This window comes from Halorubellus litoreus (genome assembly GCF_037081675.1).
Taxonomy (GTDB): Archaea; Halobacteriota; Halobacteria; order Halobacteriales; family Natrialbaceae; genus Halorubellus; species Halorubellus litoreus.
Genome location: NZ_JAZAQL010000003.1, coordinates 80317 through 94319 on the forward strand (window position 1 = coordinate 80317; position 14003 = coordinate 94319).

A 14003-nucleotide genomic window follows, 5' to 3' on the forward strand; every position below is an offset into this window, starting at 1 on the left:
TTTGTTCGAGCCAACAAAGAGAATCGCGCGCAATCTATCCCACTCGTGTCGGTCGGTTCGACCGCTGCCTATCGGTCTTCTAGTACGACCAGTTCGAGGATACGTTCGGCGTGTGCAGGCCCGGTCGTGGTATTGAGGGAACGGAATGACTATGGTTCCCACCACACAAGCGAGACCATGGAATCGGAGGAAATGCAGGACGCGCTCGAACGCGCCGGCCTGACGTCGTACCAGGCCGACGCCTATCTCACACTCCTGGACCTCGGGATCGCTCCCGCGGTCGACGTCGCCAAGCGATCGTCCGTTCCGATGTCCCAGATCTACAAGGTGCTCGACGACCTCGAGGACGAGGGGTACGTCGAGACCATCGACCGCGAGCAACTGCACGCGCGACCACGCGACCCGGTCGACGTCCTCAACAACCTTCGGAGCTACAGCGAGGTGTTGAAGGATACGGCCGACGAGATAGAGGACCGGTGGAAGGAACCGCATCAGACCGACCACCAGATGAGCGTCGTCAAGCACCAGTCGACGATACACGACCGCGTCCGGTCCTCCATCGCCGAAGCCGACCACGCCATCGAACTGGCCGCGACCATCGACCAGGTCGAGTCGCTGCTCCCCGCGCTCCGGGACGCCCACGACGACGGCATCATCGTTCGGTTATCGGTGTACAATCACTCCGCGTCGACGAACGTCCTGGACGAGCTCGACCTCGACGGCGCGGCGCTCGAGGTCCGCGAATGCGAGATACCGGGACCGTTCCTCGCCGTCGTCGACAGGCGGCACACGTACTTCGCGCCGAACGACCGGAGTCGCGACCCCTACGGCGTCATCGTCAACGACGACATCCTCTCCTTCATCTTCCACTGGTACTTCCAGACGTGCCTCTGGGCGGTCCAACCGCAGGTTCACACGACGCGCGACGGGCCGCTGCCGTACATCAGTATCGAGGAGTTCATCCAGGACTTCATCGAGCTGTACTGGGACGGGGTCGGCATCCACGTCGTCGCACACGGCTGGGACAACAACGAGGAGCGGATGCGGACGGTCAGTGGCCCGGTGACGAACATCTCCTACACGGGGTCGGAGTTCGACACGGAGACGCCCTCACTCGAGCAGCTCGCCGGGTTCGCGACCGTGGAACTCCAGACCGAGCACGGCTCGTACTCCATCGGTGGCTGGGGCGCGGTCTTCGAGGACATGGAGGTGCACGAACTCGTCGTCGCGGACCTCCACCTGCCGAATCCGGTCGATGGCGGTCCGGTCGACGACGTCGAGTCGGGGGGGTCCGGCCCGCAGTCGGCGGACGCGGACTCGCCATCTGGCGACGGAGCTGGAACGGGACGTGTCGAGGACTCGGGCACGACGTCCTCGGAGGGCTCGCGGACGAACTGACGCCGAGTGAAGATAACACCGCTAACAGTGTTATTCGTCCTGTCGCGGGTCCGACGATGACTCGCAGTCGCAGCCGCCTCGCCGAAGCAGCTCGACGACGCCGTACTGCGCCTGACAGTCCCGACAGAGGACGTTCACCTCGACGAACAGGTGGAAGTCCCCGAGCGTGATCCGGTCGGCGCGCCGGAGTCCGGCGAGGTCCGACTCGACCACCGACTGGACGCGCGACAGCAGTCGTTCGACCGTCTCGGTCGTGTTCTCCACTCGCTTCTCCGGCGACGTCGACTCGTGTTCCGCGCCGCGGACGTCCTTGAGATACGAGCGGATGGCCTGATACGTGACGAAGTCCGCCTCGAGCTGGTCGACGTCCACGCCCTCCCGCTCCAGTCGCCCCCTGGCCTCGACCCGACCGCCCGCACTCGCCTCCTCGTCGGTGAGCAACCGATAGAGGTTGTCGACCTCGCCGTCGATGACGGACGCCCCCGCCGACCGTAACGCCAACTCGAGTAACGTGGTGTTGAACGCGTCCGCGAGGTCCCGGAGGCTCGTTCGCTCGCCGCTCTCGCCCGTCCACCGCGCCTCCAGTTCCGCCCCGTACCCCGGGTCGAAGTCGTACGACTCCAGGAGCCGCCCCACCTTCGTCGACGGCGTCCCCTCGTCCTCGTCGTCCGTCTCGTCCATACGGAACCGTACGCGAGCGACCGCATAAAACCGTTCGTCCACGGCTCGACGTCGATTCGCCGACCCACGGCTGACGGCCCGGCGTATCGAGTCCACCGCCGCGATGGTGCCGACCTCGGGTGCAACGTTTTTTATAGCCTCGTGAACACCATGGGTACATGAAAGCGAACGTAGCGTCGGGTGCGACTGCCCGCGTTTCCGCCTCGAACGTCGGTGGCATCGACGAGACCACCGTCGACCTCCCGCCTGGCGTCACCGTGCTCAGCGGGAAGAACGCCACGAACCGGACGTCGTTCCTCCAATCGATCATGGCGGCGATGGGGAGTCATCGAGCGACACTGAAAGGCGACGCGGACGCCGGGTCGGTCGAGCTCGAGTTCGACGGCGTGACGGCGACGCGGACGCTCGAACGAGCGGACGGCACCGTCACCTACAGCGGCGACCCGTACCTCGACGACCCGACGGTCGCGGACCTGTTCGCATTCCTGCTGGAGAGCAGCGAGGCGCGGCAGGCGGTCGCGCGCGGCGACGACCTCCTCGACATCATCATGCGGCCCGTCGACGTCGACGAACTCACGCGCGAGATCGAACGGCTCGAAGCCGAGAAGGCCGACATCAACGACGAGCTCGCAGACCTCGACTCGCGGAAGCGCGAACTCCCGGAGCTCGAGGCGCGCCGCGAGGACCTCCGCGAGGAGATCGGGGACGTGGAGGACGCGCTCGAAGCGAAGGAAGCCGAGATCGACGCGTCGAATCGGGACCTCGAGGAGAGTCGCGAGGACCAGCAGCGGTTACAGGAGAAGCTCGAGGCGCTCAGCGAGACGCGCGGCGAGCTGGAGTCCATCCGGCGCGACATCGACACGAAGACCGAGAGCGTGTCGTCGCTCAAACGGCAGCGTCGCGAGTTGGAGGAAGTCCTCGAGGAGTTGCCGGACGCGCCGATGGACGAGCACGCGGCGCTGGAGGACGAGGTCGCGTCGTTACGCGAGCAGAAACGTCGATTGAACGGGGAGGTATCCGAGTTACAGAGCGTCATCCAGTTCAACGAGGACATGCTCTCGGAGGCGAACGACGAACTCCTCGGAGCGCTCGCGGGCGGCGACACCGACGCGGGCGACGACGCGGTCACGGACCAGTTGCTCGCGTCGGAGTCCGGTAGCGTGGCGTGTTGGACGTGCGGGACGACCGTCGACCGCGAGCAGATAGAGTCGACGCTCGAAACCCTTCGAGCGACGCGGGAGGCGAAGATGAGCGACATCTCGGCGGTCGAGGCCGACCTGGAGGAGGTCCAGTCCGCTCGGCGAGAGGCGAAGCGCAAACAGGAGAACCGCGAGCAGACGCGCTCGAAGGTCGACGACATCGACGCCGAGATCGACCGTCACCAGTCCGCTATCGAGTCGCTGCAGAACGAGCGCGACGAGTTACAGGCCGAGATCGAGTCGCTACAGGACGACGTCGACGAGTTGGAGTCCGCGGACTTCGGGGACGTCCTGGAGCTCCATCGGGAGGCGAACGAACTCGAGTTCGAACTGCAGCAACTGGAAGCGGACCTGGAGTCGGTGAACGACGAGATCGAGACGATAGAGGCGGAGTTGGAGCGTGCGGACGAGCTCAGGGACCGACGGGAGGAACTGCTCGACGAGTTGACCGAGGTTCGGACGCGGATCGACCGGCTCGAAGCGGACGCCGTGGACGCGTTCAACGAGCACATGGACGCGATACTGGACGTCCTCGGGTACGAGAACCTCGAACGCATCTGGATCGAGCGATTGGAGCGAACGGTCCGGGAGGGACGAGAGAAGGTGGAGCGGACGGTCTTCGAGTTGCACGTCGTCCGAACGACGGAGAACGGGACGGCGTACGAGGACACCATCGAGCACCTCAGTGAGAGCGAGCGCGAGGTGACGGGACTCATCTTCGCGCTCGCCGGCTACCTCGTGCACGACGTCCACGAGACGGTGCCGTTCATGCTCCTGGACTCGCTCGAGGCCATCGACTCGAATCGGATCGCGTCGCTCGTCGAGTACTTCTCGGCGTTCCCGGAGTACCTCGTCGTCGCGCTCCTCCCCGAGGACGCGCAGGCGCTCAGCGACGACTACAGTCGCGTCACCGAGATCTGAATCGGTCGCGGCCCGCTTCGCGTTCCCCGAGTTCACCACGCTAGCGTGGCGACCCGACTCGTTTTCGGGCTCGGGCCCGTATCTGTCTCGTAGTACGATGCCTCACGACCGCATTCACGCTCGCGAACCGACGCATCACGTCGACCGGTGGACGCGTGGTATCGTCCGAACGGTCGAGGAACGCGATGGGCACTGCGTCGTCGTCGTCGAACCCGAGAGCGGCGGGGACCGGGACGTGGTCGAACTCGTCGTCACGCTCGCGGTCCGCGACCTCTTCCTCGGACGGCTCGACCTCGAAGACGACGACTCACCGGTCGGGGAGACGGTATGGTTCCGCAAGCACGGCGGGACGTGAGTGGGCGTCGGACTCATGGTTCGCTACTGGTTGCAGTACGCCTCACCGCAGTACGACTCAGCGTAGGACGCCTCAGCGTAGGACGCCTCACCGAGCGTCGATGGTGATGCGCTCGAGGCGACCCGACAGCCGATTATATCAGATTTTATTGTATGAAGGATTAAATATATTAATGCGTGTCCCGTTGGCGAGGCGCTGGGAGAGGAGCCGTTCCTCGACGGGGCGAGCGAGACGCTACCGGTCCGGCATCGAACGGTTCGAATCCGCACTGGAACGGAGCAGAATCCGGAGACCTGCGACGTCAGATCTCGTGGACGACTTCGTGCTGAACGTCCACGGCCGCTGCGTCCTCCGGCAGGAGCGCGACCACGAGGTGGTCCGGGTAGTCAGCGAAGTACTCGACGAGTCGGCCGATGCGTTCGGCGTCGATGGCTTCGAGCGAGTCCAGGAGCATCACTGGCACGGTCTCGTGAACGTCGTGCACGAGGTACCCGGCGAGCGCGAAGACGAGTCCGACGACCTCGCGCTCGCTCTCGCTGAGCGTTTCGACCGTCCCCTCGTACGCCGTCCCGTCCTCGGTCTCCCGGACGATGTGGAGCTCGAAGAAGCTCTCGAGCGCCTTCCGACGGCCGTCGCGCGTCTCCCGCGTCTGCCGTTCGATCCACACGCGAGCGAGGTTCTCGTACTCCAGGACGTCGAGCACGTCCGCCATGTGCTCGTTGAACGCGTCGACGGCATCGTCCTCGAGCCGGTCGATGCGATTCCGGAGGTCCTGGAGCTCCGAGACAACTTGCTCGCGTCGCTGAGCGTACTCCTCGCGTTCGTCCAGCAGCGACTCGACCTCCGCGAGCTCCTCCTCGACCGACGCAAGCTGACGGTTGCGTTGTTCGAGCTCCAACTCCACCTTGTTCGCTTCCTTGTGAAGGTCGAGGAGTTCGCTGTAGTCCGACGACTGTTGGGCCTCCACGGCGTCTTCGAGTTCCGCGATCTCGTCGTGGAGAGTCGCCTTGCGGTCCTCCAGTTCCGAGATCCGCGTTCGTTTCCGGTCGATCTCCGCGTCGATCTCCGCGAGGCGCTCGTTCAGGTCGTCGAGTTCCTGCTCGGCGCTCTCGAGCGACGACACCCGCTCCTGGAGGTCGTCGATCTCCGATTCGAGGGACTGCCGCTCGCCGAACTTGTCCTGCCGGTACGACCGCAGTCGTTCGAGCGTCTCCTCGATGTCCTCCTCGGCGACGTCCGACCCGCACGTCCAGCAGACCACCGTCTCCTCCGCGACGAGCTGGTCGGTGAGCGGCCCGTCCGCCGGCGCTGAGTCACCCTCGTCGTCCCTGAGGACGCTCGCGATCTCCGTGTCGGTGCCCTCGAGCATGTTCTCGTTGAACTGGATGATGCTCTGCAGTTCACTCATCTGCGACGTCACCCGGCGTTGTCGGTCACGGAGGTCCTTGAGTTCGCTCCGCAGCGAAGCGAGGTCCGTGTCGGGGTCGACGGCGATCGATTCGCGCTGCTCTCGTTTCGCCTCGCGCTCCGCTTCCAGCGACTCTATCGTCTCGTTCAGCGTCTCGAGTTCGAACCGGAGTTCTTCGAGTTCGGACCGCTTGTCGGTCAGCGAGTCGAGGTCGCGTTCCACGGTTTCGTCCGATTCCCGGTCCGTCTCCAGGTCCGCGTCGGTCGCCTCGATCTCCGCTTCGAGGTCCTCGAGTCGATCCTCGGCGTCCGCGACCAGGGATTCGAGTTCGGACTTGCGGTCACGTAACTCGGCTTCCTCCCGTTGGCGGTCGTCGATGCGTTCGAGTTGCTCGTCGATCTGGCGTTTGGTCGCCTGCAATCGTTCTATCTCGGCTTCGATCTCGACGGTATCGATCGGTCGCGTGATTATCTCGTGGAGGTTGTCGCCGCGTGCGACCGCCTGCCGTGCCTCGTTGTCCTCGTGGAGGAACGCGAACAGGTCGGCGAGTTCCGGGTCGTCGAGGTAGCCGTCGTCGAGCGCGGTGACGGTCCCGTTCCGGCGTTCAAATCGACGTTCGACGACGGTGTCGCCGACCGCGAGTTCGACGCGGCCGGCGTCGGAGTCGCCCTTGAGCGTGTACTGGTCGCTTCCCATCGACGCCATCACGGCTTTCAGGAAGGACGTCCTGTTGGTGGCGTTCCGGCCTTCGAGGACCGTGACACCGGGTTCGAGTCGAACGCTTGTGGTGTCGATGCCGCCGACGTTCTCGACTGACAGCGACAAGGGCGCGGCGAGTGATTCAGTCGATTCCATGCATCCATCTTGTCAATTCTATACTAAGGGTCTTGCTGTTCGTTCGGTCGGACAGACAATTACGCTGGGGTAGTGCTAGATGACGTTGTATCGTCCACGGGGAACTGAAGTGGTGTGTTTCAGGGACAGTTACATCCTTCGGTGAGCGCGGTATCGAAGTCCGCGGAGTACCCGCACTCTCGACAGAGGACCTGGATGTCGACGAGGACGTCGGGGTCTCCGAGGTCCGTCGTCCCCGTGTTCTGGAGCGTTTCGATCGTCGATTCGGTGACGAGCGTCGTGCGTCGCTGGAGCGCGTACACCGTGTCTCGCGCTTTCTCGCGGCGTTCGTCGGGCGTGGGGTCGGGGCTGGCTGACGCGTCGAGACACGACGTCAGGTGGCGGTACATCGTCTGGTGGGAGATGAGCGTGGATCGGAGTTCGTCCGGGTCGACGCCGTCGCGTTCGAGTTCCCGCTGGATCTCGATGACGTCGGCTTCCGAGAGGTCGTCGGTCTTGAGCGCGTCGTAGACGGGGAGGCGGTTCCAGGTGGTGCTGGAGCCGTCGAGACGGTCGAGGCGTGCTTCGATGAGGGCTTCGTTGAACGAGCGGGTCAGCTCGCGCACGCTCGTTCCGTCCTGCCACGCGGCGACGAGCGAGTCGTCGTCCATCTCGAGGTCGAACTCGTCTCTGGTGCGGGAGACCTTGCAGGTACAGGCGGCGTCGTCAGTCATGTCTCTGCCTCTTCGTTACAGGGTTAAGGCCGTAACGGATTGCGCTGTCGTGGTGGTCGCTGGCCGTGCACGAGTCTGCGTCGCCGCGCGGTCGACGGCGGGGACTGGGCCGTGCCGTAGGTATGGCAATTCTAGTATGTTTATCCAGTTTTATCAGAATGCGTTACTTTTGGTGTCCTGCGGGCCGTCCTCTCGAGGGACGAGTCACTTGATTCCGAAGCCCGGGTCAGAGTTCGATGGTGGCGAGGTCCGATTCGAGGGATTCGACCTCGGCGTTGTACGCGTCGACGAACCCGTGGAACTGGGGGGCGTACTCGCGGAGGTCGTCCGCGGACGGCGGCGAGTACTGCGAGAGGACGTAGACGCCGTTCGAGCCGTTCACGCGGAGGTACGACGCGCCGTCCTGGTCCCACTTCAGCTCCCAGCGGGTGCCGTCGACGCGCGCGGTGAACGTCCCGTAGTCGCCGCCCTCGTACCGGCGGAGTTCCGCGGCGATCCGGTCGCAGACCTCGCGGACGCGGTCGAGGACGCGGTCGCGTTCCGCGACGACGGTATCGGTGGACGCGACCCCGGGGAAGTCCGTGGAGACGTCGTCGAGGACGCCGGATACCGAGTCGACGTACTCGGCGAACCCGTCGACGAGCGCGTCGTAATCGCGGAGCGCGGTCGCGAGCGCCTCGGGTTCGGGGTCGCGCTTCGTGGAGACGACGTAGACGTCGCTCCCGCTGTCGGGCGCGTACTTGAGGTAATCGAGGTCGCCGCCCTCGTACTTCACCGTCCACTCGCCGTGCTCGCCGTCGGTCGACCAGTCGCCGTAGTCCCCGCCCTCCAGGCGCGCGAGCTGGTACGCGAGGCGGCCGGCGTGGTCGCGGACCGCGGCGACGAGTTCGTCGCGGTGCTCGGTTATCGTCGACGCGTCCGTCGGGTCCGCAGGCGGCCACGATGTCACGTCCGAGACCGGGTGCGCGACCGGCATAAGACGACCGGTCGTCGCCGGGGTACGCGTCGGGTATCGTCGCGAGGGAGCGGCAACGCGGTCGCTCGCGAGTGTTGAAAGTGGAGCAGTTGGGGTCGAGGTATCCTACGTCTCCACCCCGCCGGCTCCAGTCACGTGTTCGCCGCGTAGTGATTTAAGCGCGTCGTCTCGCAGGGGGTGATCTTGGGACCGTCAGAGCCCGAGGCCAGTGCTGTACTCGAGCGTCCCGTACGCTTGCCCCATCGTCTCCGCGGAGAGGTGCTGGCCGCCGACGCGGCCGTCGAGGTCGGTCATCTCGAAGAGGTACTCGTTGTAGCTCCAGTGGGACTCGAGACGGCCGCCGAGGATGGGGCGGTCGATGTGGTTGCGGGCGTGCCCGTACGTCGACGCGGTGAACTCGACGAAGTCGCCGTCGTCGGTCGACACCTCGACGACGAAGTCCGGGTGGGCGTCGCCGTCGGCGTGGTCGGCTTCCGGGGCAACCTCGGCGGTGTCGTCCTCCAGGACGGGCTCGATGGTGATGTCGTCGAACCGGACGACCTCGCTCCCGTCCGCGGGACTGAAGAACCCCGAGGTCCGGAACGGGAGGGTGGCGCGTTCGAGCGCGTCCGACTCGTAGAACTCGTAGCCCTCGCGGAAGACGTGCGGGCCGACGAACGGGATTATCGCGGAGAACGCCGCTCCGTTCGGGAACACCGCCCACACCCACTTCCAGGGGTACAGGGGGACGTTGAAACACACGCGCTGGAAGTAACACGACCCCTGGAGCGTCTCGGTGCCGGCGGGCAGGTCGAACTCGCCCTCGAAGCGCATCTGGCGGAAGGCGACGACGTCGGCGCCACCCAGGGGCGTGTCCATGTCCATCGACTGCACGGGCGACGTGTTCGGGGAGTCGAGGTCGCCCCACGCTTCGAACGCGACGCTGCCCTTCTCGCCGACGAACTCGGCTTCGAGACCGAGCGGGCGGTCCTCGGCGGCGTGGATGGCGCTCCCGCGGCGCTCGCCGTCGGGCGTCTCCGTCCACGCTTCGATGCTGCCGTCGGCGGAGAGCGTCGCTCGAGCCGGCTGGTTCACGATGCGTTCGTCGATGCGCTCGTCGTCGCCGTCCCACCCGACGGAGATGGCCTCGAACTCGTCGACGCCGTCCTCGACGTCTCGGTCGAGGTCCATCCCGGGCATGGTGACGTCGTTCACGCGGATGGTGTCGCCGACGCGCGCCGCGATGGAGAACATCATCTGTCGCGGCCCGAACCCGTCCTCGCCCTCGGGGAACAGGATGAAGAACCACCACGAGGACGACGTCGGGTTCTGTTGGGCGGGGAGTTGCGTCCAGATTCGGTCGAACACGCGTTCCTGGCGTGCGGTCGGCTCCGGTGTCGAGTCCGCTGGCGGTGGCGAGGGGGAGTCGGCCATCGGTCGTACTCGCACTCGGCGGCGGGGCCTCAAGGCGTCGTCGGTCCGTCGCCGCGACCGGTCCGGAAGCACCGGCGGGCAGTCGGGCGGGTTCACGCGGGTCGTTCTCAGTCGATGGGGACGGACGACCGGGTTATTTCCCTGGTCGCCGAACGTGTACGTACGAACATGTACGAGACCATCGTGGTGCCGACGGACGGGAGCGAGTACGCGGAGCGAGCGGCCGAGCACGCGGCCGGTGTGGCGGTGGCGTTCGACGCGACGGTGCACGTCGTGTCGGTCGTCGACGAGGACGCGGCGTCGAGTGTCTTCGAGCGCGGTGACGTGGACGAGGAGACCCGCGAGCGGCTGCGCGAGGAGGGCGAGCGCGCGCTCCGGACGACGGCGTCGGCGCTCGACGGCGTCGAGCGCGTCGAGTCGACGCTCGTGGAGGGGCACGCGACGGAGTCCATCGTCGGGTACGCCGACGAGGTGGACGCGGACCTCCTCGTGATGGGGACGCACGGCCGGACGGGCGTGGACCGGTACGTCGCGGGGAGCGTCACCGAGCGCGTGCTCCGCCGGACGCACGTTCCGGTGTTGACGGTTCGGGACCTCGAAGCGGCGCGGTCGCTCGACGAGTACGAGAACGTGCTCGTGCCGACGGACGGGAGCGAGGACGCGGACGTGGCTGTCGAGCACGCGCTCGCGCTCGCTGCGGTCGGCGGCGCGACGGTGCACGCGGTGAACGTCGTCGACGTGTCGTCGCTCGCCGCGTCGGCGGGCGAGGCGCCCGCGACGGAACTCCTGGAGCGCTTCGAGGCGGCGGGTGAGGAAGCGACGAGCGACGTCGCGAAGCGCGCCCGCGAGGCGGGGCTCGCCGCTGAGACGGCGGTCCTGAAGGGGTCGCCGGGGCACGCGCTCCTGGAGTACGTCGAGGACGAGGCCGTCGACCTGGTCGCGATGGGAACGACGGGTCGCACGGGCCTGGACCGCTACCTCCTCGGGAGCACGACGGAGCGCGTCGTCCGGCACGCCGACGCGCCCGTGCTCGCGGTGAACGCGCGCAACGGCGACGACTGAGGCTGTCGCTCGCTTTCGCGTCGTCGAGCAGGGGTTTTCGCTCGTTCTCATCGGCGTGGAATCGAGAGCAAGCTATACGATTCGTCCGCACCTTTCTTCGAGTATGTACGAGAACATCCTCCTGCCGACCGACAGCAGCGCCGGCGTCTCCGACGCCATCGAGCACGCCATCGACCTCGCGAGCCAGTACGACGCGACCCTGCACGTGCTCTACGTCGTCGACGCGGACACCGTCGGGTCGTATCCCGGCGACGAGTACGTCCACGAGGACGAGGGCCTCGAGCACGCGCTCGAGGAAGCCGGTGGCGAAGCCATCGACGCGATCGCCGAGCGTGCGCGAGCGGCCGGCGTGAACGTGGAGACGGTGGTCCGACACGGCGTCCCGCACGAGGAGATCCTCGCGTACGCCGACGACGTGGACGTCGACGTGACGGTGGTCGGAACGAAGCAGCGATCGGGCGAGTACCGGCGGCTCCTCGGGAGCGTCGCCGAGCGCGTCGCGCGGATGAGCGACCGCCCGGTCACTATCGTCAAGACCGACGTCGACGAGAACTAGGCTCGCGCTGGCGGCGGTCGTCGCGGCCGGTCGCTCCTCACGCCGGGTCGGCGACGACGGCGTCGATGGTCCCGGCCTGCGTCGCGACGAAGACGGCGCCGTAGGCGACGACCGGTGACCCGTCGACCCAGTCCTGCATCTCGAACGACCACTCGACGCCCCCTTCCTGGACGTCGATAGCCAGGAGGCGACTGCCGCGGGTCCCGACGTACGCGACGCCGTCGGCGATAGCGGGAGCACCGTGGACCGCACCGTCGGCCTGGAATCGCCACGTCTCCTCCCCCGACGCAGCGTCGAGACCGCGGACGACACCGGCGTCGTCCGCCGCGACGACGGTGCCGTCGCTCGCGAGCGCCGGTGCACCGCGGACGCGGCCCTGGCCGGGTGCGGTCCAGGCTTCGGCGCCGTCCGTGGCCTGTCGGGCGACGACGCCCTCTGCAGTCCCGAGGACGACCAGCGATGGGTCGGTCGAGGTGACGACGACCGGTGCGGTCGCCGCGCCACCGACGTCCGTCTGCCAGTTGACGCCGCCATCGGAGTCAGCGAGCGAGAGGAGGTCGCCGTCGGTCGTCGTCGCGAACACGGCGCCGTCGTGGACCGCTGGACTCGTGGCGACGCGCGCGCCGACGTCGGTCTCCCAGCGGACGTCCCCGTTCGCCGTGAGCGCGACGACGCGCGACCCGGCGCCGACGAACGCACCCCCGGCCGTCGTCCCTGCCTCGGTCCCGGCCTCGCTGGGCGTCCCGTAGCCGAAGTCGCCGACGGGGCCGTCCAGGTCGACGCGCCAGCGCGGGTTCGGACTCGGCGCGTCCACGTGCACGGTCGTCGTCGTCCGGTCGGGTTTCGTCATCGGGTCCGTCGGCGGGTCGGCGTGCTCGTGGGGCGGCGTCCCCGCGACCTCGCCGCTCCAGCTGCCGGCGAGGACGGTGTCGCCAGCGGAGACCGGCGCCCCGGGTGTCGGCCCGCCGAGCTCGACGTACCAGAGGTGACTCTCGCCCTTCCTCGCGTCGTACCCGCTGACGGCGTCGTGGAGGCTCCCGCAGTAGAGCGCGCCGTCGCCGACGATCGGCGACGGGAGCGAGGCGGGGCGTTCGAACGCGCGCCAGCGTCGGTCGCCCGTCGACGCCTCGACCGTCTCGACGACGCCGCTGTGCGTGCCGACGACGACCTGGCCGTCGCGGTACAGGACCTGTGCGTCGGGCTGGCCCCGGATCTCCGTTCGCCACGCGACTCTGCCGTCGGGATCGACCGCGAGGAGCGAGCCGTTCGCCTCCGCGTCGCCGGACTCGTAGTCCGCGCTCCCGACGTAGAGTCGCCCGTCGCCGACCGCGGGCGTGGTCTCCGCGTCGACGGCGACGTGCGCGGTGACGCCGTCCGCGTCCACCGCGTAGAGGCCGTCGTCGAGCGTTCCGACCCAGACGCGGTCCGCGAACGCGGTCGGTATCGAGCTTATCCACGGCGTCTCCTCGGGGTCGACCTGGACCGTCCAGCGTTCGCTCCCGTCCGCGACGTCGTGCGCGGAGAGGCGGCCGTCGATGGTGCCGACGTACGCGGCGTCGCCGTCGACGCCCGCGCCGATGGAGACCGTCCCCGGTACGTTCGTCCGCCAGACCTCGCTCCCGTCGGTCGCGTCGAGCGCGAGCACCGGGCTCTCGTCGTCGCCACTGCTCCGCATTCCACGGGACGTGAGGATGACGTTCCCGGCTTCGAGCGCGGGCCGGTGACAGCGACGGGGGACGCTCGTCCGCCATCGCTCCGTTCCGTCTGCGAGCGAGAACGCGTACGCGCTCCCGCGGGGGTGAGCGAGGTAGACGACGTCGTCGACGACCGCGAACGGCGTCGCGTCGTTGGCGTGTGGCGCGAAGAGCCCGTCCTGCGTCGAGCGCTCCCAGCGACGGTCCCCGCCCGCGTTGTACGCAGTCACCCGTCCGTCGAGCGTGCCGACGACGACCGTGCCGTCCGCGGCGACGACGGGTGCGGCGACGAAGTCCGCGTCGTGGCGGTCGCGCCAGCGGACGCCGCCGTCGTGGTCGTACGCGACGACGGTCCCGTTCCGCTGGGTGACGACCGGGCCGTCCGGGCCGCTCGCGGCGGTGAGTTCGGTGCCGAGGCGGACGCCGCTGCGCCACTGGAGCGCCGGCGGCCCCTGTGGTCCCGACGCCTCGACCGCACCGGTGTTCCGGGCGTCCGCGTGCACGGTCGGCCACGGGCCGCGGAGCGGGGGCGCCGCCGGCCCCGAAGGCGGCTGGTCCGTCGGCCGTTCGGTGCTGGTCTCGACACCGGCGTCGGTGCTCGAATCCGTCGAACTGGTCGGCGAGCGCGTCGTGCTACACCCCGCGAGCGTCGCGAGCGCGAGGGCGCCGCCGGTCCGGAGGAGGCCGCGCCGCGACGGCCGCCCGGCACCGTCGCTCGTCGCAGCGTCTTCTCCATGGGAGGGCATTGGGCCGTAATCGTGACGAGTTCAGG

Annotated in this window: 11 protein-coding genes; 5 read left to right on the top strand and 6 right to left on the bottom strand. The window is 67.7% G+C overall.

The features are described 5' to 3' along the window. Positions 1-177 precede the first annotated feature (177 nt). Entirely contained in the window at positions 178-1398 is a 1221-nt protein-coding gene (locus VYJ16_RS15315) for a TrmB family transcriptional regulator (RefSeq protein WP_336351185.1), read from the top strand. 30 nt (positions 1399-1428) lie between these two features. Here VYJ16_RS15315 and rdfA (VYJ16_RS15320) read toward each other — a convergent pair whose 3' ends face one another. Continuing rightward, positions 1429-2079 (bottom strand): rod-determining factor RdfA, encoded by a 651-nt coding sequence (gene rdfA, locus VYJ16_RS15320; protein WP_336351186.1) that lies wholly within the window; start codon positions 2077-2079, stop codon positions 1429-1431. A gap of 158 nt (positions 2080-2237) precedes the next feature. Here rdfA (VYJ16_RS15320) and VYJ16_RS15325 point away from each other — a divergent pair, with 158 nt between their 5' ends. Next, entirely contained in the window at positions 2238-4199 is a 1962-nt protein-coding gene (locus VYJ16_RS15325; RefSeq protein ID WP_336351187.1) for an archaea-specific SMC-related protein, read from the top strand. Positions 4200-4296: 97 nt separating this feature from the next. Further along, a complete protein-coding gene (locus VYJ16_RS15330) occupies positions 4297-4554 on the top strand; it encodes a DUF7861 family protein (protein WP_336351188.1) in 258 nt (85 codons plus the stop codon). A 301-nt stretch (positions 4555-4855) separates the two neighbouring features. Here VYJ16_RS15330 and VYJ16_RS15335 read toward each other — a convergent pair whose 3' ends face one another. The 4 genes from VYJ16_RS15335 to VYJ16_RS15350 form a co-directional block, all read right to left on the bottom strand. Next, positions 4856-6817 (bottom strand): archaea-specific SMC-related protein, encoded by a 1962-nt coding sequence (locus tag VYJ16_RS15335; RefSeq protein ID WP_336351189.1) that lies wholly within the window; start codon positions 6815-6817, stop codon positions 4856-4858. A 119-nt stretch (positions 6818-6936) separates the two neighbouring features. Further along, a complete protein-coding gene (rdfA, locus tag VYJ16_RS15340; protein WP_336351190.1) occupies positions 6937-7530 on the bottom strand; it encodes a rod-determining factor RdfA in 594 nt (197 codons plus the stop codon). A 226-nt stretch (positions 7531-7756) separates the two neighbouring features. Next, positions 7757-8479, bottom strand: coding sequence for a profilin-fold protein (locus VYJ16_RS15345; protein ID WP_336351191.1), 723 nt, complete (start codon positions 8477-8479; stop codon positions 7757-7759). Positions 8480-8698: 219 nt separating this feature from the next. Next, positions 8699-9919, bottom strand: coding sequence for a hypothetical protein (locus VYJ16_RS15350; protein WP_336351192.1), 1221 nt, complete (start codon positions 9917-9919; stop codon positions 8699-8701). 168 nt (positions 9920-10087) lie between these two features. On the opposite strand from VYJ16_RS15350, the gene VYJ16_RS15355 reads away from it, so the two are divergent. Both VYJ16_RS15355 and VYJ16_RS15360 read left to right on the top strand, forming a co-directional pair. After that, complete coding sequence (locus tag VYJ16_RS15355; RefSeq protein WP_336351193.1) at positions 10088-10981, top strand: universal stress protein; 894 nt, start codon at positions 10088-10090, stop codon at positions 10979-10981. Between the two features lie 103 nt (positions 10982-11084). Beyond that, complete coding sequence (locus VYJ16_RS15360) at positions 11085-11537, top strand: universal stress protein (protein WP_336351194.1); 453 nt, start codon at positions 11085-11087, stop codon at positions 11535-11537. Positions 11538-11574: 37 nt separating this feature from the next. Here VYJ16_RS15360 and VYJ16_RS15365 read toward each other — a convergent pair whose 3' ends face one another. Continuing rightward, the gene (locus tag VYJ16_RS15365; protein WP_336351195.1) at positions 11575-13977 is read right to left on the bottom strand and encodes an outer membrane protein assembly factor BamB family protein; all 2403 of its coding nucleotides are present in this window, start codon (positions 13975-13977) and stop codon (positions 11575-11577) included. Positions 13978-14003 lie beyond the last annotated feature (26 nt).

Coding starts and splice junctions, on each gene's coding strand:
- VYJ16_RS15315 (WP_336351185.1), top strand. CDS start 178: ATGGAATCGGAGGAAATGCAGGACGCGCTCGAACGCGCCGGCCTGACG.
- rdfA (WP_336351186.1), bottom strand. CDS start 2,079: ATGGACGAGACGGACGACGAGGACGAGGGGACGCCGTCGACGAAGGTG.
- VYJ16_RS15325 (WP_336351187.1), top strand. CDS start 2,238: ATGAAAGCGAACGTAGCGTCGGGTGCGACTGCCCGCGTTTCCGCCTCG.
- VYJ16_RS15330 (WP_336351188.1), top strand. CDS start 4,297: ATGCCTCACGACCGCATTCACGCTCGCGAACCGACGCATCACGTCGAC.
- VYJ16_RS15335 (WP_336351189.1), bottom strand. CDS start 6,817: ATGGAATCGACTGAATCACTCGCCGCGCCCTTGTCGCTGTCAGTCGAG.
- rdfA (WP_336351190.1), bottom strand. CDS start 7,530: ATGACTGACGACGCCGCCTGTACCTGCAAGGTCTCCCGCACCAGAGAC.
- VYJ16_RS15350 (WP_336351192.1), bottom strand. CDS start 9,919: ATGGCCGACTCCCCCTCGCCACCGCCAGCGGACTCGACACCGGAGCCG.
- VYJ16_RS15355 (WP_336351193.1), top strand. CDS start 10,088: ATGTACGAGACCATCGTGGTGCCGACGGACGGGAGCGAGTACGCGGAG.
- VYJ16_RS15360 (WP_336351194.1), top strand. CDS start 11,085: ATGTACGAGAACATCCTCCTGCCGACCGACAGCAGCGCCGGCGTCTCC.
- VYJ16_RS15365 (WP_336351195.1), bottom strand. CDS start 13,977: ATGCCCTCCCATGGAGAAGACGCTGCGACGAGCGACGGTGCCGGGCGG.